The organism is Martelella endophytica (assembly GCF_000960975.1).
Taxonomy (GTDB): domain Bacteria; phylum Pseudomonadota; class Alphaproteobacteria; order Rhizobiales; family Rhizobiaceae; genus Martelella; species Martelella endophytica.
This window is the reverse complement of the sequence record NZ_CP010803.1, coordinates 2,130,783-2,150,988: the sequence shown is the minus strand read 5'-3', so window position 1 is coordinate 2,150,988 and position 20,206 is coordinate 2,130,783. Positions and strand designations below refer to the sequence as shown.

The following is a 20,206-nucleotide window of genomic DNA, read 5'->3' as shown; positions in this document are numbered from 1 at the left end:
TCACCGATGTGCGTGAAGGATGAGGTCTGCGGCCTTCTCCGCCACCATGATGGTCGGTGCATTGGTATTACCGGAGGTCAGCGTCGGGAAAATCGAGGCATCGACGACCCTGAGCGCCTCGGCGCCATAAACCTTCAGCGAAGCATCGACGACATCGGTCTGAGCGTCCGGCCCCATGCGGCAAGTGCTGACCGGGTGAAAGACAGTGCCCGCCCGTTTGCGCGCATCCTCAAGCAACGCCTCATCCGAGTGCACATCCGGTCCCGGCTCGACTTCCGCCTCAATGATGGCGGCCAGAGACGGCGCCTCCGCGAGCCTGCGCACAAGGCGCGAGGCGGCAATCATTTCCTGGCGGTCAAATTCGGTCGACAGATAGTTCGGATGGATGACTGGCGCTGCCGCCGGATCGGCGCTTCTGATTTCCAGATAGCCCCGGCTTGTCGGTCGCGTCGGCTGAGCGCCAAGCAGGAAGCCGGAAAACGGATCGGGCTTCATCAATGGCCGTTCGCCGGGGGGAGCCTTGGAATAGCTCATCGGCGAATAAAAAAGCTGCATGTTCGGCTGATCGAGATCCGGTCGCGAGCGCACGAAACCGCCCGCATGGTTGATGCCGAGCGACAGGGGGCCGGTGCGGGTCAGAAGATATTGCAGACCAAAGCGCAAGCGTCCCATCAGGGGCGAGAGCTGGTCGTTCAGCGTCGGCACCTTCGAGGTGAACATGTAGTCGATGCAGAGGTGGTCCTGCAGATGCCGGCCGACGCCTTCGCGCGCGCTCACGACCGGGATGCCGTGGCGCTGCAGCAGCGCGCCGGGGCCGATGCCGGAAAGCTGCAGCAAGAGCGGCGAGTTGATCGCGCCAGCGGAAACAATCACCTCGCGACGCGCCCTCGCCTCATGCGCGACACCGTTACGGCGATAGCGGGCACCAACCGCCCTTGTCCCATCGAACAGGATCTTCTCGGTCAGCGCATGGGTCTCGACCTTCAGATTTTTACGCGTCATCGCCGGGCGCAGATAGGCCCGCGCCGCCGACATGCGCATCCCGCCCTTGGTGGTGATCTGGTAGATGCCGACACCCTCAAGCGACGACCCGTTGAAATCGTCGTTTTCGGCAAAGCCTGCTTCCGCGCTGGCCCTGATGAAATTGCTGCATGTCGGGTGGCTGTCCTTTTCCTTGCTCTCGATCGTCAGCGGGCCATCGCCGCCGCGCATCGCGCTTGCGCCGCGATCATTGCTCTCGAGCTTCTTGAAATAGGGCAGAACATCGTCAAAGCCCCAGCCGGGATTGCCCATCGCCGCCCAGCCATCGAAATCCGAACGATGGCCGCGCACGAAGATCATCGCGTTGATGGCGCTGGAGCCGCCAAGCGCCTTGCCGCGCGGCCAGTAGGAAGGCCGTCCGCCGAGCCCTTCGTCGGGCTCGGTCATGTACATCCAGTTATAGCGCTTGTCGTAAAACGCCTTTCCGTAGCCGATCGGCATCATCAGCCAGAAGGACCGGTCCGAGCCGCCCGCCTCCAGAAGCAGGACCGAGAAACGACCGTTTTCCGAAAGCCGGTTGGCGAGCACGGAGCCGGCGGAACCGGCGCCGACGACGATGAAGTCGAATTCCGCCATGGTGTCAGCGCGCCTCGATGATGAAGAGCTTGCGGACATGCTCGTGGATTTCCCACTCGCCCGCCCAGCCCTGCGGCAAAACCAGAAGGGCACCGGCGGCTAGCCTGCGTTCGCCGCTGCCATCGGCGTTCTTGACAGAGGCGCTGCCGGAGATGATGTGGCAATATTCGCCCGCGCTGGTACGGTCAGCGGTGAAGCGGCCCGGCGTGCATTCCCAGACGCCGATCCTGGTGGCGCCATCGGGCGACGACCACAGCATCGCGGAGGCTTCTTCCTGGCCGTCGGTCAGGGTTGTCGGCTTCGGCTTGAACGGGCCGAGCTTGACGTCGCCAAGTGCGGCAAAGGCTTCGAGACTTGTCATTTCATGTACCTCACGCTCACTCCGAAGACCTGTTGCCGCCAAAGACCTGCGCCAGCACCATCATCGAGGTCGTGACCAGGATCATGATCGTCGAGATGGAGGCGATGGTCGGATCGATCTGGTCTCTGAGCGCATTGAACATGTTGCGCGTCAGCGTCGGGTTGTCGCCGCCGGAGATGAACATCGCCACGACCACCTCGTCGAACGACGTCAGGAAGGACAACAGCGCCGCCGTGACCACGGCAAAGCGGATTTGCGGCAGGGTCACCGTCAGAAAGGCCTTCCATCGCGGCGCGCCAAGCGAGCGGGCCGCATTCTCCTGGGCCATATCGAAGGTCTTGAACGCCGATCCGATGACGATCACCACTAGCGGCATGGCAAGCACCGTATGGGCAAGCACCAGGCCCGTGACGGTGTAGAGGATGTTCAGCTTGACATAGACATAGAAGGCGCCGACCGCCACCAGAACCAGCGGCACCATCATCGGCGTGATCAGCAACACGAAGGCAAGTCGGACCACCGGCATTTTCGCGGTGTGCAAGGCATAGGCCGCGAGCACGCCAACCGGCGTTGCGACAACCATGGTCAGGATCGCGACCTTGATCGAGGTCCAGGTCGCCCGCATCCATTCGTCAGACCCGAAATAGTGCTCGTACCACCTGAGCGACCAGTGCTGCGGCGGAAACTCCAGATACTGACTGTCGGAAAACGACATCGGGATCACGATCAGTGTCGGCACGACGAGGAACAGGATGATCAATGTTGCCAGCGCATAGAGCCAGAGCCTGCCGCCATGGGTGATCTGCGTTTCGGTTGCGGGGGATTTAAGCCAGTTCAGCATCAGTGCCCGCCTCCTGCGATCCGGTCGAGGTTGAGGAATTTGGAGGCGACCCAGAGAATGATCATGGTCATGATCAGCAGCACCACGCCAAGCGCGCTCGCCGCCCCCCAGTTCACGAACATCTCGATATTGGAAACGATCTTCATCGACACCATGATGACCTTGCCGCCGCCCAGAACCGCAGGCGTCACGTAGAAGCCGAGGCAGAGGATGAAGACCATCAGCGCGCCGGCGAAAAGGCCGGGAATGGTGAGCGGGAAGAACACCGTCCAGAATGCGTGTTTCGGCGATGCCCCGAGATTGGACGCGGCCTTCATCAGATCGCGGTCGATCGATTTCATCGCGCCATAGGTCGGCAGAATGAGGAAGGGCAGCATGATGTGAACCATGCCGATCAGCGTGCCGTTCAGGTCATGCACCATCTTGATCGGCTCATCCCAGAGCCCGAGCGCGATCGCCCATTGATTGATCAGCCCCTGCTTCTGCAGCAACACCAGCCAGGCATAAGTGCGCACCAGCAGCGAGGTCCAGAACGGCAGCAGCACGGCGATCATGAAGATACTGGCGAGCCGGTTGGGCAGCTGCGCCAGGAAATAGGCCATCGGATAGCCGATCAGGATCGTCAGCGCGGTTGTCAGAACGCTGACCTCGAAGGTCATCAGGAAAATGCGGCGGTAGGAACTGCGGTCAATCATCCGCGCATAGTTTTCAAGCGAGAACGTGCCGTCCGCGCCGATGAAGGAGAGATAAAACAGCCAGCCGACCGGGATCACGAGGACCACGAAAACGATCAGCAAGGCGGGCGCGCTGAGGCCGAAGAGCTTCAGCTTTTCAACACGCTCATCGTGCTTCAATCCGGCAGCATTGGCGCCGTTGGCAAAAGATGCAGCCATGTCACTCCTCGCTTCCGTCGATGACGACCGCATCATCAGGCTCGAGGTTCAGCATCACCTTGTCGCCAACCGAAGGCATGACGGACAGATTGGCCCCGCGAACGGCGCCGCGCATGGTGATCAAAGTGCCATCCGAAAGTTCCGATTGCAGCAGGTAGCTGTCGCCCTGATAGACCACTTCACGCGCCACCGCGGAAAAACGGTTGCTGCTTTCGCCGTTATTGTCGCGCGCAAGCGTGATGCGCTCCGGGCGGATCATCAGCTGCAGATCCTTGGCATCCGGCACCGAACCGGCAATCTTCAGCGGCATGTCGCCGAAGGCAACGCCATCGCCATGACGGCGAACCGACAGGAAGGTTGAATCGCCGATGAAGTCGGCAACGAAACGATTGGCGGGCTGCTCGTAAAGATCGCGCGGGGCGGCCAGCTGCATGATCCGGCCGTGGTTCACGACGGCGATGCGGTCCGACATGGTCAACGCCTCGCGCTGGTCATGGGTCACGTAAACCGTGGTCATGCCGAGCTTTTCGTGCAGATGGCGCAGTTCGATCTGCATCTGATCGCGCAGCTTCTTGTCGAGCGCGGAAAGCGGCTCGTCCATCAGAAGGATGCGCGGTTCGAAGACGATCGAGCGGGCAAGGGCCACGCGCTGGCGCTGACCGCCGGAAAGTTGGGTGATGCGACGATCGCCATAGCCGCCGAGCTGCACGGTTTCCAGCGCATTTTCGACACGCTCGGCAATCTCGGCCTTGGGCACTTTTCTGAGCTTTAGCGGATAGGAAACATTGCCCGCCACGGTCATATGCGGAAACAGTGCATAGTTCTGAAACGTCATGCCGACATCGCGCAAGTGCGGCGCCAGGCGGATCACTTCGCGATCGCCGAATTTCAGGCTGCCGCTATCAGGCCGGGTAAAGCCCGCCAGAACCATCAGCAGCGTGGTCTTGCCGGAGCCGGAAGGGCCGAGAAGGGTCAGGAATTCACCGCTCCTGACCTCCAGCGAGACATCGTCGAGCGCGTGAACTTTTCCGTAGGTCTTGGTAACGTGGCTGACGCTAATCGGCAGCGCTTCGGTATTTCGAGCCGTCAAGGCCGGTCCTCCCTAGGGAGCTTGAATGATTGGGAATCAAGGAATGCCCGGGGGCGGCGCGCAGCCCCGACGGGCCACGCGCCATCCCAGAGTTCAAGAACAGGCAGGCACCTATTCGGTCAGCATTTCCTGATACATCTCATTCGCCGTCGTTTCCCACTTGATATACCACTCAAGCGAGATCGGAAGCTGCTTCGCAGCGTTCTCCGGAGAGGACGGAAGCATGGCGGCCACCTCCGGCGAGATCTCGCCCGTCTCATAGGCCAGCGTGTTGGTGGGGCCGTAGGTGATGTATTTCGGCAGGTCGTCCTGGTATTCCGGCTTGGAAATTTCCGCCAGGAACTTCATTGCCAGGTCCTTGTGAGGCGCGCCCTTCGGGATGGCAAAGCAGTCAACGTCGGCCAGGCCCTGATTGAAGCTGTATGCGACCTTGCCGCCGTCACGGGCAGCGGTGTCGAAACGACCGTTCCAGCCGGTAGTCATGTCGACTTCGCCATCTTTCATCAGCTGCGCCTGCTGCGCACCCGAAGACCAGAACACCTCGATATGCGGCTTCAGTTCGCGGATCTTGTCGATGGCGCGTTCGATGCCTTCTTCGGAATCAAGAACGCTATAGACATCCTCAGGCGCAACGCCATCGGCCATCAGGGCCGGTTCCAGCGCGCCGGCAACGCTGTTGCCGCGATAGGCCCGGCTGCCCGGAAACTTTTCTACATCCCAGAAATCCGCCCAGCTATCGGGGCCGTCTTCGCCGTAAGTGTCGGTGTTCCAGGCATAGGTCGTGGAAAACACATCGCTGCCGACGCAGTAGTCGGAATAGGTGCCTTCGAGGAAGTGAGAGACGTCGACGACATCATAGTCGATGGGTTCGAGCAGGCCTTCCGCGCCGGCACGCGCCGCGGACCCCGTTCCGCTGGCGACCAGATCGAAGGTCACCTGCCCCGTTTGAACCTGAAGGCGGACATCCGACATGCCGCTATAGGTTTCCTGCGTCAGGTCAATGCCCATTGCCTCGGCAGCAGGTTCAAAAAGCGCCTTGCTTTCGGCCTCCTGAAACGAGCCGCCCCAAGAGGCGACCGTCAGTTCATTCTCCTGCGCCATCGCCGTCGAAGCGAGTAGCGTTGCTGCCAGTGTCAAAGTCAATCTGCTGTTCATTTTTCCCTCTTTCTCTTTTTAGAGTTTTCAAAGATTTCGTATGCTCAGGTCCGCCTTCTCCGAATACCGCTAGACATGCGGTCTGCCGCCTGCCCAGGGGTGCTTGTCGACGAAGCGGTACCAGCTCACCGCTGCCGGCAAGAACCAGGGCTTGCCGAAATAGAATGGCCGGGTCGGATGTTTCAGGTCATCGAAGGCGGTCTGCCCCTCCGGCGACCCCAGAATTTTCAGCCCGGCCTTCATGCCGAGATAGCTCGCCATCGACACGCCGGAGCCGCAATAGCCGAGCGCATAGTGAACGCCGTCATGGCAGCCCGTATGGGCAAGCTCATCGAACGAATAGGCGACATATCCGCACCAGGAATGGGTGATCGCAGCATTCGCAAGCTCCGGAAAGATGCGGATCATGGCTTCACGGAGCCTCGGCCCGCTGACGGCCGGATCCATCTCGGAGGCCGACACGCGACCGCCAAAGAGAATGCGTTTCCGGTCGGGGCTGGCACGATAGTAATAGAGCACCTTGCAGGTATCGCTGGCGATCCGTCCGGTCGGAAACAGCCGGTCCACCACACCTTCCGGCAGCTCCTCTGTGGCAATCATATAGCTGCCGATCGGAATAACGCGCCGCTGCAGCCATGGCGTCGCCCCGGTCGTGTAACCATTGGTCGCCACCAGGACGTTGCGTGCCGAAACCGGCCCCTTTTCCGTTATCACCTCGAAGCCGCTATCCTTGCGCCCGATACCGGAAACCCGGCAATTCCCGGCAATTTCGACACCGGCTTCTAGCGCCCGCAGCATCAGGGCGCGGTGGTATTTCGCCGGCTGGATGGCGCAATGCTTCGGATAGATCACGCCGCCATGATAGGTGTCGGTGCCCAGCTCCTTGTGCTGCTCCGCGCGCGGCACGGCAAATGTTTCAATCCCCTCGTCGCGCCTCAGCTTTTCCGCCTCGCGCACCAGCACCTCGTAATGCTCGGGCGTATGGGCGGCGTGAAAGCGGCCGTTGCGCTCGAAATCGCAGTCGAACCCTTCATCCGCGATGAACTGGCCGAACCAGTCGAGAGCATCGGCTCCGGTCCCGCGAAGGGCGCGCGCTTTTTCTTCCCCGAACTTCGCGGTCAGCGTCGCAAGCGACGGCTTCACGCTGGTGCTGATCTGACCGCCATTGCGCGTCGAGCAACCAAACCCCGGAGCCTCGGCATCGAGCACCAGAACGGAACGGCCGCCGCGCGCGGCAACCAGCGCCGCATTCAGCCCGGTATAGCCGGAACCGACAACGACCAGGTCCGCCTTGCGTCCGGGCTCCGCCAGCGTTTCGGGCGCCGGCGGCAGATCCATATGCCAATAGGGCGTTGTACTTGGTTGCGCAGCGCGCATGCGACGTTCCTGTGTTCAGCGACCTGCCCGGTGACCGGGCCTTCGTTACCAAAACCGTATGAGAGAAATGGATGGCTCGTGATATCCAATTTGATGATTTCATCAGACCAATTTCATTGAAAATGGTCTGATGGCGGGTTTCCGGGCGGGATCAGAAATCCGACAGTGCCTCAGGCATCCAGTGGGTTTCCTTGCGGCTGGCCGTGAAGAAGCAGTGTCCGTACTTTGACAGGTTGTTCTGATCGATCTCAAAGCCGAGGCCCGGAGCCTGCGGCATGTTGAACCCGCCCTTGTCGTGCAGGAAGGGCTCGGTGAAGATCATGTCGCGCGCTTCCGGGATCCATCCGGGCGGCGCGACCGGGTATTCGAACAGCGCCTCGCCGGCAAAACCGCTTGCCGCAAAGACATGCGCATTGACGATGAAGCCGAACCCGTTCGACCAGCAATGCGGGGTGAACTTCAGCCCCTTCTCCCGGCAAAGCGCCGCAACCTGAAGGCTCTGATTGATGCCGCCGGCCCACATCGCATCGGGCTGATAGATGTTGTAGCAGCCCATCTTCAGCATCCGCGCCAGCTCGCGATAGCCCATGACATGCAGTTCGCCACCGGCAACGGGAACGCGCGAATGGGTTGTCAGCTGGGCAATTTCCTCGTGCCATTCGCCAAAAAGCGGCTCTTCCACCCAGGCAAGACCGACATCGGCGGCCGCATCGACAAAGCGCTTGGCGCGCTCCAGCGACCAGAGCGGCGCCTTGCCGTTCTGCGTCAGCCGGAAGGCCTGATTGCAGTCGACCGAGATCTTCATCCGGCCCTGCATGTAGGTCGCAATGTCGGAGATATGCTCGATGTCGACCGCCTCGTCGAAATCGTGCACACGGATCTTCATCGTGTCGAAGCCTTCGGCAAAGCGGGCTTCGGCTTCCTCGCGGCGCGCCGGCGGCGCCTTCAGTTCACCGGCGGAGGCGTAGAGCTTGATCCGGTCGTCTGTTCCGCCAAGGTATTTGTAAAGCGGCAAACCGGCCGTTTTAGCCTTGATGTCCCAGAAGGCCGGCTCCAGCCACCAGTTGAAATTGCCGCCGGCCGCCAGGATCTGAATGCGTTCGGCAAGATTTTCGATGTCGCTCGCGTCCTGCCCGAGAAACAGGCCGGCAAGAAGGTCGCCAAGGCCGGCGCGCTCACGCCCTGAGGCCGGAAAGCCGCTCCAGCCTTCAACGCCGTCATCGGTGATGAACCGGACGATGCACATCGAGACATGGGTTCTGATCGTGCCGGGGATCCACGAGGGCGCATGCGGCGCAGGCAGCGGTGTTCTCACCAGATAGAGCTCGACGCGGTCAAGCACTTGCATTGTTCGATCCTTTCAAAGCATTCAATTTCGCGCGCAGCGGTGTTGGCTTGCAAAGGCCGGGCGCGGGTCTGGCATGAAAATTAGGTAAAGAATGGCTTGGTCGTGATATCCAATTTGACAAATCATCCAGACCAATTCGATTTCAAGGCGGGCAGGTCGCGAACGATATCGATCCCCTTGCGCAACTCCTCCGGCGGCGCGCTGCCAAAGCCGAGAACCAGCCCGTTCTTTTCAATCGGCTGAAGGCAATAGCGCGACAGCGGCGCCAGAATAACGCCGCGTTCGCGCGCCTGCTCGACCACAAGCTTTGCATCGATATGCGGCGCGAGATCGGCCGTTGCGTGAAATCCGCTTCTGGTTTCCTGCAACCGCACGATCTCGGGAAGTGACGCTGCAGCTTCCCTCAACGCCTCGTAGCGGGCCTTGTAGAGCCTGCGCATCAGCCGGATATGGGTGGCAAAATGCCCCTCATCCATGAAATCCGCGACGATCGCCTGCGTTGCCGTTGCCGGACCGCTCGCCCAGGCGGAAAAGGTCTGGTCGAAGGCATCGATCATCCGCTCCGGCACCAGAATGAAGCCGAGCCGCAGCGCCGGGAAAAGCGACTTCGAAAACGTGCCGACATAGAGCACCCGCCCGGCGGTGTCCGTGCTGTAGAGCGCCGGCTGCGGCGCGTTGTCGAAATAGAACTCGCCATCATAATCATCCTCGATGACCAGGCCCTGCGCCTCTTCCGCCGCGCGCAAAAGCTCGAACCGCCGCGCCAGCGACATGACATGGCCGAGCGGCTGCTGATGCGTCGGCGTGACGAAGGCGAGCCGGAAATGCGGCGACTTCTTCAGCCCGTCGGCTACCACCATGCCCTCGTCATCGACATCGACCGGCACCAGCTCCGCGCCCTGCGACAAAAAGGCGTTGCGGGCGCCCGACGCACCGGGATTTTCCATCCACACCCGGTCTCCCGGGTTGAGCAGCATATGCCCGATCAGCGCAAAACCATGCTGAGCGCCGCAGGTGATAAAGATCTGTTCCTCGTGGCAACGGATGCCCTTCAGCGCACTGAGATGCGTGGCTATCGCGCGCCTTAAGGCCCGCATGCCCTTCGGCTCGCCATAGCCCATGACGGCGCTGCGCGAACCGCGCAATTGCCGGGCGGAAATGCGCGCCCAGTTGGTCATTGGAAAGGCGTCAAGCGCCGGCAGCGCGGTAATGAAGGCCCGGGCCTCATGCGGCAGCCAGTTGCGCCGTGCATAAGACGGCTCGGCATGGGTGATGGCATAGGAGAGCCGCGGCTTTTTCCCGGTTTTGGCAGGCTGAGGCGCGCCCGGCGCCGGGCGCTGGGCATCGAGCGCATCGCTGACGAAGGTTCCTGCGCCAACCCGCGACACCAGCATGCCCTCCACGACAAGCCGTTCGATGGCATCAATGACGGTCGTGCGAGACACGCCAAGCTCGCGCGCCAGAATGCGCGTTGCGGGCAGCCGGTCGCCAGCGCGAAGCCCGCCCGACAGGATGATGTCGCGCAGCGCCATATAGAGCTGCACGCCGACGCCCTTGCGGGAAGAACGGTCAAGCTTGATGGAGGACAGGATCGCTCCGGCCGAGTGTTTCATATGCCGTCACCCTCGCGTCATTCTAGAAATTGGTCTGGAACAAGTTCCGAAATGGATATGTCTGATACGCCAATTATGCCGCAAATGAGGTGAAGCACAAGTTGATCAGAGCAATCGAAGTCTTATGAAACTGACCAAAATCGAAACATTCACCAACGAATTCATCTGCTTTGTCCGCGCCACCGCGGAGGACGGGGCCACCGGCTGGGGACAGGTCGCACCCTATTTCGCCGATATCACCGCCGAGGTGCTTCACCGGCAGATCGCCCCGCATGTGCTCGGCTTTGATTGCGACGATATTGATGCGATGGTCGATCACGCCCGCGACAGGGAACACAAGTTTCCCGGCGCCTATCTGCGCCGCGCCATGGGCGGCATCGACACCGCATTATGGGATATGGCGGGCAAACGCGCTGAGAAGCCGGTTTGCGCCCTGATCGGCGGCACACCCGGAAAACTCAGGGCCTACGGCTCCTCAATGAAGCGCGACATCACGCCTGAAGATGAGAGGGAGCGTTTCCTGCGGCTTCGCGGCGAATATGGCTTTGACGCCTTCAAGTTCCGCATTGGCGCCGAGGTTGGTCACAATCAGGATGAATGGCCGGGCCGCACGGAAAAGATCGTGCCGATGATTGCGAACGCGCTTGGCGATGAAGCCGCATTGCTGGTTGACGCCAATTCCTGTTACTCGCCCGCCAAGGCGATCGAGGTCGGTCACATGCTGCAGGACAGCGGCATATCCCACTATGAAGAGCCCTGCCCCTACTGGGAATTCGATCAGACAAGAAAGGTCAAGGAAGCCCTCGATATCGATATTACCGGCGGCGAGCAGGACTGCATGATCGAGAACTGGCGGCTGATGATCAAGGATCAGGTCGTCGACGTTCTGCAGCCCGATATCCTTTATCTCGGCGGCATTTCGCGCAGCCTCAGAGTAGCCCGCATGGCCGAAGCCGCCGGCATGCCGGTGACGCCGCACGCCGCCAACCTGTCGCTGGTGACGCTCTTCACCATGCACTACCTGCGTGCCATCAAGACGCCCGGCAAATATCTTGAATTCTCGATCGAGGGCCGCGACTATTATCCGTGGCAGGAAGGCCTCTTCCTCAACGATCCCTTCCGCGTTGAAGGCGGCAAGGTGACCGTCACCGATGCGCCGGGATGGGGGATCGACATCAATCCGGAATGGCTGGCCAAATCGCGCTATCAGGTCAGCGAACTCTCAGACTGAAGGTAAAAATCATGAACATCGAAGACATTCTCGCCGGGAAAAGGCCGGAAGGTCTGCCCGATGGCCATTTCATTGATGGTCAATTCCGCCGCGCATCTGACGCCGAGATGATGGAAAGCTTCGACGCCGGGCGCGGCGAGGCTTTCGCCAGCTTTGTGAACGGCACGGCAGCTGATGTCGATGAAGCCGTTGCCAGCGCCCGCAAGGCCTTCGTGTCCGTATGGCGCGACATGGCGCCTGCCGAGCGCGGCCGCATTCTGAACCGCGCGGCAAGCCTGCTGAGCGAAGAGGCCGAACGCTTTGCCATTGTCGAAACGCTCGACTGCGGCAAGACACTCTCCGAAGCGCGCGGCGACGTGCTGGGCGCTGCCCGCGCCTTCGAATATTACGCTGGTGCCACCGACAAGCTGCAGGGCACGAGCTTTCCGCTGGCCAAGGGCTATCTCGGCTTCAGCCTGAATGAGCCGATGGGCGTCTCCGCCCAGATCATCCCTTGGAATTACCCGATTTCGACCGCTGCGCGCGGCATGGCCCCGGCGCTTGCCGCCGGATGCTGCGTTGTCGCCAAACCGGCGGAGCAGACCCCTTTCACAGCCCTCATGCTCGCCGACCTTCTGTCACGCGCGGGCCTGCCCGATGGCGTCTGCAATGTCATCACCGGAACGGGCGCCGCCGTCGGTGCGCCGCTGACAGCGCACAAGGACATCGACCAGATCACGTTCACGGGTTCCGTGGTCACCGGCCAGCGTGTCATGCGCACAGCCGCCGAGCATGTCACCCGGCTGGTGCTGGAGCTTGGTGGAAAATCGCCGGTCGTCGTCCTTGGCGATTGCAATCGCGAAGCGGCCATCGACGGCGTTCTCGGCGCGATCTTCGAAAATGCCGGCCAGATCTGCTCGGCAGGCTCCCGGCTCGTCATCGAGCGCTCGATCCATGATGAGTTCGTGGCCGAACTTGTGAAGAGAGCCGAAAAATATCGTTTGGGCCATGGTCTGCGCGATCCGGATTTCGGCCCGCTCAATTCCGCCGCCCATCTGGCAAAGGTCGCCGGCATCATCGAGGCTGCGAAGGCACGCGGCGCGGAAATCCTCACCGGCGGCGAGACGGCCACCGATCCCGAAACCGGCAAGGGCTGGTTCTACAAGCCGACAATCATTGCCGACACCCCGTCCGATGATGACCTCGTGCAGGAAGAAATCTTCGGCCCGGTTCTGACCGTTCAGATCGCCGACAACGCCGAACACGCCCTCGCGCTCGCCAATGACTGCCAGTACGGCCTCGTCGGCGGCATTTATACGCAGGATATCTCCAGGGCCCTGACGCTCGCCCGTGACATCGATGCCGGTCAGATCTTCGTCAACGAATACTTCGCCGGCGGCGTCGAAGTCCCCTTCGGCGGCAACAAGATGTCCGGCTTCGGTCGCGAAAAAGGTCTCGAGGGCATGCTGTCCTACTGCAAGAGCAAGAATATCGCGATCAAGCTGTAGCTCGCATCGATACACAGCCAAGGCTGCACACCTGGTCACAGGGGCCCGCAAACAGCCAAAAGCAAAAGCCCCCGCGGCGGTGTCCATGGGGGGCTTTTGCTATCACTGATAAAGCAGAACTGGTTGGGGGGGCAGGATTTGGGCACTGCTGGATTACGTGGAACCGCCGCAGTCTGTTTATGGCAGGGCAAAAAACGAAACGGTGTCGAAGCATCTTGAGTCTCCCCTTTTTGGGTCGGCGTGGGTCGACACCAAAAAGGGCCAGCCTCGCTGAAGGCCGCGCAGATGTTGCTGATCTTGCCGGAGTAGGTTTAGCTTTGGAGGCCGCGCCTTTCTCGGCGAGAACTCAGGCCGGGAACAGGCTCCTGCAACGGTTGAAGAGGTCGCTCGCGTCCTTCACCTGATCCTTGACCAGGCTATCGACGAAGCCCGCAAACCGAGCCGCAGTCTGCGTCGGGGCCAGGCCATGGTCGCGAAGCGCCCAGCGCACCGAGCGCCAGAAACTGGCCGAGAAAGCGTCGCTGAGGATGGGGTCTTCGATCAGCGCGGTCAGCATTGGGTGCAATCTTGCGAAAAAGGCATAGAGCATATCGCCCTCGACAGAGCCGAAGGCATCGGCAAAGGCGCCGAGCGCCAGAACATCCGACCTTTGCAGCACGCTGAGGGAGGGGAGGTCGTGCAGCAGCACAGCGGCGACAAGGCCCTCGAATGTGCGCAGATCGCGGCCCCGCTCCTTTTCCGTAAGCGGCGTCACAACGGTTCCAACACCCGATTTCGTATAGACCAGCCTTTCGTAGGCGAGCCGCTGCAGTATCTGGCGAATCGGCGTCCGGGACATTCCATAGGCAATCGCCAGCTCCGTTTCATACAGCACGATCTCGCCATCCAACCCGTTGACGCATATATGCTTTCTGATTTCTTCGAGCGCGGTTTGAGCCTTGGTCACCATTCTTTTTTGATCCTTTCATGCTGCAAGGAGGCAAATAGCGAGTTTTTCGCCTATACGCAACAGAAGTACTCCTGTATACATGTTCGTATTTCAATTTTAGAGATGTCAGATGATTTCGCCAAGCCCCCCTCCGCCGCAACAGAGAAGACTGCCACTGCGCGATTTTGTTCTTCTGGCGACCGTGCTGGTATTCTTCACACTCATTGCGCTCAATGTGCTCGACAACATGCACCGGGCCGGCCTCACCCCCGGCTTTGCCTTCCTCGGCCAGCGCGCAGGTTTTGATGTCAGCGAGGCTTTGTTCAGCTATTCGGCTGACAGCACCTATGTCCGCGTTATTCTCGTCGGCATCACCAATACGCTGTTTCTCGCAGCCGTCAGCCTCATTCTGGCAACGGCTGCCGGCCTTCTGGTCGGCCTGGCCAGCATAGCACCGAGCAAGGCCTTGCGCCTGCTGGCGCAAGCCTATGTCGAACTGTTCCGCAATATCCCGAAGCTGCTCATATTGCTGGTTCTTTATGTCGCCGCAGTTGGTGGCCTGCCCCAGGTCCGGCAGGCTTTTTCTGTCGGCCCCGTCCATCTCTCCAACCGTTCTGTCGTCATTCCCCTGCCCGTCAATGATATGGCGCTCTGGCTCCACATCGGCGGCTTTCTCATGAGCACGCTGCTGGTCGCCCTGCTGGCACGCCGCAACAGGCGCTTGCGCGAAAGAACAGGGAATGCCCCGCAGCTTCTGCCGGTCATGATCGCGATCTACATTCTCCCGCCGGTCGTGCTGGCGCTTCTTTCGATGCCGCTTTCCTGGTCCGTGCCAGTACTCTCCGGCTTCGACTTTCGGGGCGGTGCGCGGCTAACGCTGCAATTCATGGTCATCGCGCTCACACTCGGCCTCTATCACGGCGCCCAGATTGCAGAGGTCATACGCGGCGGCATCGAGGCAATCCCCAAAGGTCAGATCGAAGCAGCACGGGCGCTCGGCCTCTCCAGCCTGCAGGTCACGCGCCTGATCGTTCTGCCCCAGACCCTGCGCATCATCGTGCCTCCGATGAACAACCAGTATGTCAACCTGATCAAGAACACCTCGATCGCCATCGCCGTCGGCTACTCCGATCTGATGTCGGTGTCTGGGACAATCATCAACCAGACATTCCGACCTCTGGAAATGATGCTGGTGACGATGGCCATCTACCTGCTGATCTGCCTTGGGCTTACGTCCGCGCTCAACCGGGTCAGCGATCGACTGCGCATGCGGGAGGGCCGATGAAGCCGTTCTCCGCCATCGCGAAGCATCGACCCACCAAATTTGCCTCACCGCTTTCCCTCACGCTCACGCTTCTCACCTTCGCTATACTGCTGCCCATCGTTTGGTATTCGCTCCGTTGGCTTGTTGCCGATGCAACCCTGCCCCTTTCAGGCGCTGCGGCCTGCACCGATCGCGACGGCGCCTGCTGGCCTTTTGTCACCGAAAAGCTTGAACTGATCCTTTTCGGCACCTATCCGCGCGAGCTCGTCTGGCGCCCGATCACCACCTCTCTGCTGCTCATTGCGCTCACCGTGCAAACCGGTTTGTGGATAACAGGCGGGGGCATCCGGATTCGACCGCTTCATATGGCCGTCATCTGGCCGGTGGCCCTCATTGCCTGCTTCGTTCTCATGGGCGGAGGTATTTTCAACCTTGCAGCGGTCGACAGTGTTCGCTGGAACGGATTGCCGATCCTGCTAATCCTGTCGATCGCGGCTATTGCCGCAGCCTTTCCTCTGGGCGTGCTGCTTGCCCTTGCCCGTACGCAGGGCCATCACGGCCTGCTTCGACGCTTTGCTGCCGCCTATGTCGAGATTGCGCGGGGCGTGCCGATGCTCACCGTGCTTTTTGTCGGCGTCTTCGTGCTGCCGCTGATGTTGCCCGCGGGTGTGCGGATTTCGCCGGTTACCGCAACGCTGGTGGCCCTGGTGCTGTTTCATGCGGCCTATTTCGCGGAAGATGTCCGGGCGGGGCTTTCCGCCCTGCCGCAAGGCCAAAGCGATGCCGCGCGTGCATTGGGGCTTTCCTACCCCAAGATGGCGGCGCTGGTTCTGCTGCCGCAAGCACTGCGGCGGGCGCTTCCCTCCATCGTCAACAGCGTGATCGGCGCCTACAAGGACACGTCTCTTGTGGTGGTGCTGGGTATCCACGATCTGACAGCGACGGCGAAGATGGCCTTTTCGGATCCGCTTTGGCGCGATTATGCGCTGGAGGCCTATTTCGTCATTGGCCTTTGGTTCTTCATCTCCTGCGCCTTTCTGTCGATGGTCGGTCGAAGGCTTCAGCGCCTTGATCCGGCTGGCTGAGTCATCCCTTGGGAGGCCCCGTTACGTGATCGGCAGCGCATGGCGATCGGGTCTCTTCAGTTTGACGGCAAAAACAATTGACAGATACACTTGTATACACGTACACTTTATCTGTCTTCTGCTCCCACTCAAAGGATTCGTCCATGAAACCCGTTCTCCTGTCGACACTGCTTCTCCTCGCCCCCGCAACCACGGCACTGGCCGGCGAGGCGTTTGATACGATCAAGACCAATGACAAGCTTATCTGCCTGGTGAACCCGCAATCGCCCGGTTTCTCGGCTCCCGATAGCAATGGCGTCTTCCAGGGTTTCAACACCGAATTCTGCCGTATGGCGGCCGCTGCCATCCTCGGGGATGCGGACAAGGCGGATATTCGCGGTATCGGTTTCTCGGACTCGATGAAAACGCTCGCTGCCGGCGGCGCGGACATGGCCTCCCGCTCGATCACCAAGACCGGCACGCGCGACGCCGATCCCGGTATGAGCTTTGTCGCCACGACCTTTTATGACGGCCAAGGCTTCATGGTTCCGAAGTCGCTCGGCGTCGCCCATGCGAAAGAGCTCGATGGCGCCACCGTCTGTGCCGAGGACGGTTCGACGACACTGCTCAACATCGCCGACTGGTTCTCCGATCGCGGGCTTTCCTATCGGGTCGAGAACATTTCCGACAAGACTGCACGGCTCGAAGCCTTTTATTCCGGCAAATGCGATGTCTACGCCTCCGACGTCACCGCGCTGAATTCCGACCGGCTTCTGGCGGAAAATCCCAGCGACTACATGATCCTGCCCGAGATCATCTCGGCCGAACCGCTGACACTGGCGACGCGGCCGGATCCCAATCTGGAAGCGGCCGTCTTCTGGGCGTTTCAATTGATGCTGAATGCCGACAGTCTTGGCGTGAGCTCCCAGAATATCGATACGGTGATCGCCAATCTTGAAGATCAGCCGCAGGCCGTCCAGCGCCTTTTCGCCGACGATGGCGCGACCGCCGATATGGCCGCCAAACTCGGTCTGCCCTCTGACTGGGCCTATCAGGTTGTCAGCCAGGTTGGCGCCTATTCGGAGGTCTTCGATCGCAATCTCGGCCCTGAAACGCCCTTAGGCATCAACCGTTTGGAAACCGCCAATGCCGCCTTTTCCGATGGCGGCCTGATGTACGCCTATCCGATCCGATAGTGCATGAAATGCCGGGCGGCCGTACCCGCCTGGCACCCCACAACTGCTTGAAAAAGGACAACAACAGTGCGCATTGTGGAAACTGAAAAATACACGCCGGAACAGCAAGCCCGACTTATGGAAAGCGAGACGAGTATCAGAACCTGTCTTGCGCTGCCGCTGGGCGGCAAGGTTGTCACGCTCGGCTTTCCGGGCTTTGCCTTTGATGCGCAGGGAGAGGCTTTCATTTGCCCGGAACGGCTGGCGGCGACACTCGACCACGCTGCGCTTGAGAACTGCGCGCTTCTCATCGTTCTCGTCGAGGAAGAAGAGGTGCCCGAGGACGCCTTCGGCCTGCTCACTGCAGCCTGCGCCAAACGCAACATGCAGCTGATCCATCTTCCGATCCGGGACTACCAGGCACCTGATGCCGGCTTCATCGACGCATGGCAGCAACACGATGGTCAGCGTCGTGCGATGTCTGCCAGAAGCGAAACGCTGGCGCTCTCATGCCATTATGGTGCGGGCCGGTCCGGCATGATGGCTGCGCAGCTTCTGATCGACCAGGGTGTCGCCGCGCAAGAAGCAGTTGCCAGGGTGAGAGCCCAGTTCCCGGATTCCATTGAAAGCGACGCGCAGTTGCAATGGCTGCTTCAGGCCACCCAGCAAAACGTATAGGCTATCGCAAGAAGGCACCTTTTTTCCGCCACTCGAACGCGGCACCAATCGGGAGCGCGCAACCACACCTTGAGAGGATTGCCGATATGTCCCGAACCTGCGCCCTCCTTGGCGTTCCCATCGAAACCGGTGCTTCCCAGCGCGGCTGCGTGATGGGCCCGGCGAGCCTGCGGACTGCAGGACTTGCCGAGGACCTGCCAACCCTCGGCTGGCAAGTGACCGATCTCGGCGATCTGACCGTTGGCCCGCAGGCTCCCAAGGCGCACAGAAACCCCGCTCTGCACCATCTTGCCGAAACCTCGGCCTGGATTGCGGCCCTGCACAGGGCCGCCTATGACGCCGGCAAGGCGAGCGCCGTTCCGGTTTTCATGGGCGGTGATCACGCGATGGCCGCTGGCACGGTTCCGGCCATGGCGCGTCGGGCGGCGGAGGCCGGACGACCACTCTTTCTCCTCTGGCTCGATGCCCATCCGGACCTGCATACGCTCGACAGCACCGAAAGCGGCAACCTTCATGGCACACCCGTCGCCTATTTCACCGGTCAGCCCGGTTTCGACGGCTTTCCCGCGCTGCCTCAGAAGGTCGCCCTCGAAAACGTCTGCATGATGGGTATCCGCTCCGTGGATGCAGCAGAGAAATCGCGTATCCGCGAACTTGGCATCACGGTCAAGGACATGCGCGCCATCGACGAGACCGGGGTTCTGGCGCCGCTCAGAGCCTTCCTGGAGAAGGTCGAGCGGAACAAAGGTATGCTGCACGTCTCCTTTGACGTGGACTTCCTTGACCCGTCGATAGCGCCGGCGGTCGGCACCACCGTACCCGGCGGCGCAACCTTTCGCGAGGCGCATCTGATCATGGAGACGTTGTGCGACAGCGGGCTCGTTTCCTCGCTCGACCTTGTCGAACTGAACCCTTTTCTTGACGAGCGCGGCAAGACCGCCAAGCTGCTCTGCGACCTCACCGCCAGCCTCTTCGGGCGTCGCGTGCTGGACCGAATGACTAGGAGCGCCTACTGATGACCGTCCCGCCTTCCGAACTGGCCTATGTGCCCTTCGTCTCGGTCGAGAACATGATGCGGCTCACCCACCATGTCGGCATCGAGACCTTTCTGAAGGAGCTTGCCGCCTTCATCGAGGCCGATTTCAAGCGCTGGCCCGACTTCGACAAGACCCCGCGTGTTGCTGCACACGTGCCTGGCGGCGTCATCGAATTGATGCCGACCGCAGACAAGACGCTCTACAGCTTCAAATATGTAAACGGCCATCCGAAGAACACCAAGACAGGTCACCAGACAGTGACGGCCTTTGGCGTATTGTCCGAGGTATTGAACGGATACCCGGTTCTCTTAAGTGAAATGACCGTTTTGACCGCCCTTCGGACCGCCGCGACTTCGGCACTGGCGGCGACCTATCTGGCACCGCGCGATGCGGCCACGATGGCGATGATCGGCAACGGTGCGCAATGTGAATTTCAGGCTATGGCGTTTCGGGCGCTTTGCGGCATCAACACGCTGCGGCTTTACGATATCGACGCCAGGGCAACCGAAAAGGCCAGCCGAAACCTCACCGCGCAGGGCTTCGAGGTCGTCGCCTGCACATCCGCCGAGCGGGCGGTCGAAGGGGCGGATGTGATCACCACCTGCACAGCCGACAAGCAATATGCGACCATACTCACCGACAACATGGTTGGCGCAGGTCAGCATATCAACGCGATCGGCGGCGACTGCCCAGGCAAGACGGAGCTACACCGCGACATCCTGCTTCGTTCCGACATCTTCGTCGAATATCCGGAGCAGACCCGGATTGAAGGCGAAATCCAGTCGCTCGACAAGGATCACCCCGTAACCGAGCTCTGGCAGGTCATGCGCGGCGAGGCCGCCGGTCGCCGCGATCAGCGTCAGGTCACACTGTTCGACAGCGTCGGCTTCGCGATCGAGGACTTTTCGGCCCTGCGCTACGTCCGGGAAAAGGTCAACGGCACCGCGTTTTCGCAACCGCTCGACCTGCTGGCCGATCCCGACGACCCACGCGACCTGTTCGGCATGCTTGTCCGATCCGTCGCTTGAGCCATGCGCGGCACAACGC

The 20,206-nt window shown here is 60.9% G+C and carries 18 protein-coding genes; 8 read left to right on the top strand and 10 right to left on the bottom strand.

Features of this window, described 5'->3' with window-relative positions; genetic code table 11:
- From TM49_RS09715 to pdxR, 9 genes are all read right to left on the bottom strand, one after another.
- The gene (locus tag TM49_RS09715) at positions 1-1,617 is read right to left on the bottom strand and encodes a GMC family oxidoreductase (protein ID WP_045680878.1); all 1,617 of its coding nucleotides are present in this window, start codon (positions 1,615-1,617) and stop codon (positions 1-3) included.
- Between the two features lie 4 nt (positions 1,618-1,621).
- The gene (locus TM49_RS09710; protein WP_045680876.1) at positions 1,622-1,978 is read right to left on the bottom strand and encodes a cupin domain-containing protein; all 357 of its coding nucleotides are present in this window, start codon (positions 1,976-1,978) and stop codon (positions 1,622-1,624) included.
- 16 nt (positions 1,979-1,994) lie between these two features.
- The gene (locus TM49_RS09705; RefSeq protein ID WP_045680874.1) at positions 1,995-2,819 is read right to left on the bottom strand and encodes an ABC transporter permease; all 825 of its coding nucleotides are present in this window, start codon (positions 2,817-2,819) and stop codon (positions 1,995-1,997) included.
- Positions 2,819-3,712, bottom strand: coding sequence for an ABC transporter permease (locus TM49_RS09700; protein ID WP_045680872.1), 894 nt, complete (start codon positions 3,710-3,712; stop codon positions 2,819-2,821). Before TM49_RS09700 ends, TM49_RS09705 begins: the two co-directional genes overlap by 1 nt.
- 1 nt (position 3,713) lies before the next feature.
- Entirely contained in the window at positions 3,714-4,802 is a 1,089-nt protein-coding gene (locus TM49_RS09695; RefSeq protein WP_045680870.1) for an ABC transporter ATP-binding protein, read from the bottom strand.
- 111 nt (positions 4,803-4,913) lie between these two features.
- A complete protein-coding gene (locus TM49_RS09690) occupies positions 4,914-5,957 on the bottom strand; it encodes an ABC transporter substrate-binding protein (RefSeq protein ID WP_045680868.1) in 1,044 nt (347 codons plus the stop codon).
- Positions 5,958-6,026: 69 nt separating this feature from the next.
- The gene (locus TM49_RS09685; protein WP_045680866.1) at positions 6,027-7,334 is read right to left on the bottom strand and encodes an NAD(P)/FAD-dependent oxidoreductase; all 1,308 of its coding nucleotides are present in this window, start codon (positions 7,332-7,334) and stop codon (positions 6,027-6,029) included.
- Between the two features lie 151 nt (positions 7,335-7,485).
- Positions 7,486-8,682, bottom strand: coding sequence for a mandelate racemase/muconate lactonizing enzyme family protein (locus tag TM49_RS09680; RefSeq protein ID WP_045680865.1), 1,197 nt, complete (start codon positions 8,680-8,682; stop codon positions 7,486-7,488).
- A 122-nt stretch (positions 8,683-8,804) separates the two neighbouring features.
- Positions 8,805-10,295 (bottom strand): MocR-like pyridoxine biosynthesis transcription factor PdxR, encoded by a 1,491-nt coding sequence (gene pdxR / locus TM49_RS09675; RefSeq protein WP_045680863.1) that lies wholly within the window; start codon positions 10,293-10,295, stop codon positions 8,805-8,807.
- A 124-nt stretch (positions 10,296-10,419) separates the two neighbouring features.
- Here pdxR and TM49_RS09670 point away from each other — a divergent pair, with 124 nt between their 5' ends.
- Positions 10,420-11,526, top strand: coding sequence for a mandelate racemase/muconate lactonizing enzyme family protein (locus tag TM49_RS09670; protein ID WP_045680861.1), 1,107 nt, complete (start codon positions 10,420-10,422; stop codon positions 11,524-11,526).
- A gap of 11 nt (positions 11,527-11,537) precedes the next feature.
- On the top strand, positions 11,538-13,013 hold the full coding sequence (locus TM49_RS09665) for an aldehyde dehydrogenase family protein (protein ID WP_045680859.1): 1,476 nt from the start codon (positions 11,538-11,540) through the stop codon (positions 13,011-13,013).
- Between the two features lie 346 nt (positions 13,014-13,359).
- Here TM49_RS09665 and TM49_RS22630 read toward each other — a convergent pair whose 3' ends face one another.
- On the bottom strand, positions 13,360-13,962 hold the full coding sequence (locus TM49_RS22630) for a GntR family transcriptional regulator (RefSeq protein WP_052699796.1): 603 nt from the start codon (positions 13,960-13,962) through the stop codon (positions 13,360-13,362).
- A 109-nt stretch (positions 13,963-14,071) separates the two neighbouring features.
- Here TM49_RS22630 and TM49_RS09655 point away from each other — a divergent pair, with 109 nt between their 5' ends.
- From TM49_RS09655 to TM49_RS09630, 6 genes are all read left to right on the top strand, one after another.
- Positions 14,072-15,226 (top strand): amino acid ABC transporter permease, encoded by a 1,155-nt coding sequence (locus TM49_RS09655; protein WP_045680857.1) that lies wholly within the window; start codon positions 14,072-14,074, stop codon positions 15,224-15,226.
- On the top strand, positions 15,223-16,290 hold the full coding sequence (locus TM49_RS09650) for an amino acid ABC transporter permease (protein WP_045680855.1): 1,068 nt from the start codon (positions 15,223-15,225) through the stop codon (positions 16,288-16,290). The genes TM49_RS09655 and TM49_RS09650 overlap by 4 nt, the downstream gene beginning before the upstream one ends.
- Before the next feature lie 143 nt (positions 16,291-16,433).
- The gene (locus TM49_RS09645) at positions 16,434-17,465 is read left to right on the top strand and encodes a transporter substrate-binding domain-containing protein (protein WP_045680853.1); all 1,032 of its coding nucleotides are present in this window, start codon (positions 16,434-16,436) and stop codon (positions 17,463-17,465) included.
- A 66-nt stretch (positions 17,466-17,531) separates the two neighbouring features.
- Positions 17,532-18,122 carry a protein-tyrosine phosphatase family protein gene (locus tag TM49_RS09640; RefSeq protein WP_144409531.1) on the top strand — a complete coding sequence of 197 codons (591 nt, stop codon included), beginning with the start codon at positions 17,532-17,534 and terminating at the stop codon, positions 18,120-18,122.
- A gap of 86 nt (positions 18,123-18,208) precedes the next feature.
- The gene (gene rocF, locus TM49_RS09635) at positions 18,209-19,138 is read left to right on the top strand and encodes an arginase (protein WP_045680850.1); all 930 of its coding nucleotides are present in this window, start codon (positions 18,209-18,211) and stop codon (positions 19,136-19,138) included.
- Entirely contained in the window at positions 19,138-20,187 is a 1,050-nt protein-coding gene (locus tag TM49_RS09630; protein WP_045680848.1) for an ornithine cyclodeaminase, read from the top strand. The genes rocF and TM49_RS09630 overlap by 1 nt, the downstream gene beginning before the upstream one ends.
- Positions 20,188-20,206: the final 19 nt, after the last annotated feature.

Bases quoted from the DNA above. Each gene is read 5' to 3' on its own strand.
- TM49_RS09715 (WP_045680878.1), bottom strand. From the start codon at position 1,617: ATGGCGGAATTCGACTTCATCGTCGTCGGCGCCGGTTCCGCCGGCTCC.
- TM49_RS09710 (WP_045680876.1), bottom strand. From the start codon at position 1,978: ATGACAAGTCTCGAAGCCTTTGCCGCACTTGGCGACGTCAAGCTCGGC.
- TM49_RS09705 (WP_045680874.1), bottom strand. From the start codon at position 2,819: ATGCTGAACTGGCTTAAATCCCCCGCAACCGAAACGCAGATCACCCAT.
- TM49_RS09700 (WP_045680872.1), bottom strand. From the start codon at position 3,712: ATGGCTGCATCTTTTGCCAACGGCGCCAATGCTGCCGGATTGAAGCAC.
- TM49_RS09690 (WP_045680868.1), bottom strand. From the start codon at position 5,957: ATGAACAGCAGATTGACTTTGACACTGGCAGCAACGCTACTCGCTTCG.
- TM49_RS09685 (WP_045680866.1), bottom strand. From the start codon at position 7,334: ATGCGCGCTGCGCAACCAAGTACAACGCCCTATTGGCATATGGATCTG.
- TM49_RS09680 (WP_045680865.1), bottom strand. From the start codon at position 8,682: ATGCAAGTGCTTGACCGCGTCGAGCTCTATCTGGTGAGAACACCGCTG.
- pdxR (WP_045680863.1), bottom strand. From the start codon at position 10,295: ATGAAACACTCGGCCGGAGCGATCCTGTCCTCCATCAAGCTTGACCGT.
- TM49_RS09670 (WP_045680861.1), top strand. From the start codon at position 10,420: ATGAAACTGACCAAAATCGAAACATTCACCAACGAATTCATCTGCTTT.
- TM49_RS09665 (WP_045680859.1), top strand. From the start codon at position 11,538: ATGAACATCGAAGACATTCTCGCCGGGAAAAGGCCGGAAGGTCTGCCC.
- TM49_RS22630 (WP_052699796.1), bottom strand. From the start codon at position 13,962: ATGGTGACCAAGGCTCAAACCGCGCTCGAAGAAATCAGAAAGCATATA.
- TM49_RS09655 (WP_045680857.1), top strand. From the start codon at position 14,072: ATGATTTCGCCAAGCCCCCCTCCGCCGCAACAGAGAAGACTGCCACTG.
- TM49_RS09650 (WP_045680855.1), top strand. From the start codon at position 15,223: ATGAAGCCGTTCTCCGCCATCGCGAAGCATCGACCCACCAAATTTGCC.
- TM49_RS09645 (WP_045680853.1), top strand. From the start codon at position 16,434: ATGAAACCCGTTCTCCTGTCGACACTGCTTCTCCTCGCCCCCGCAACC.
- rocF (WP_045680850.1), top strand. From the start codon at position 18,209: ATGTCCCGAACCTGCGCCCTCCTTGGCGTTCCCATCGAAACCGGTGCT.
- TM49_RS09630 (WP_045680848.1), top strand. From the start codon at position 19,138: ATGACCGTCCCGCCTTCCGAACTGGCCTATGTGCCCTTCGTCTCGGTC.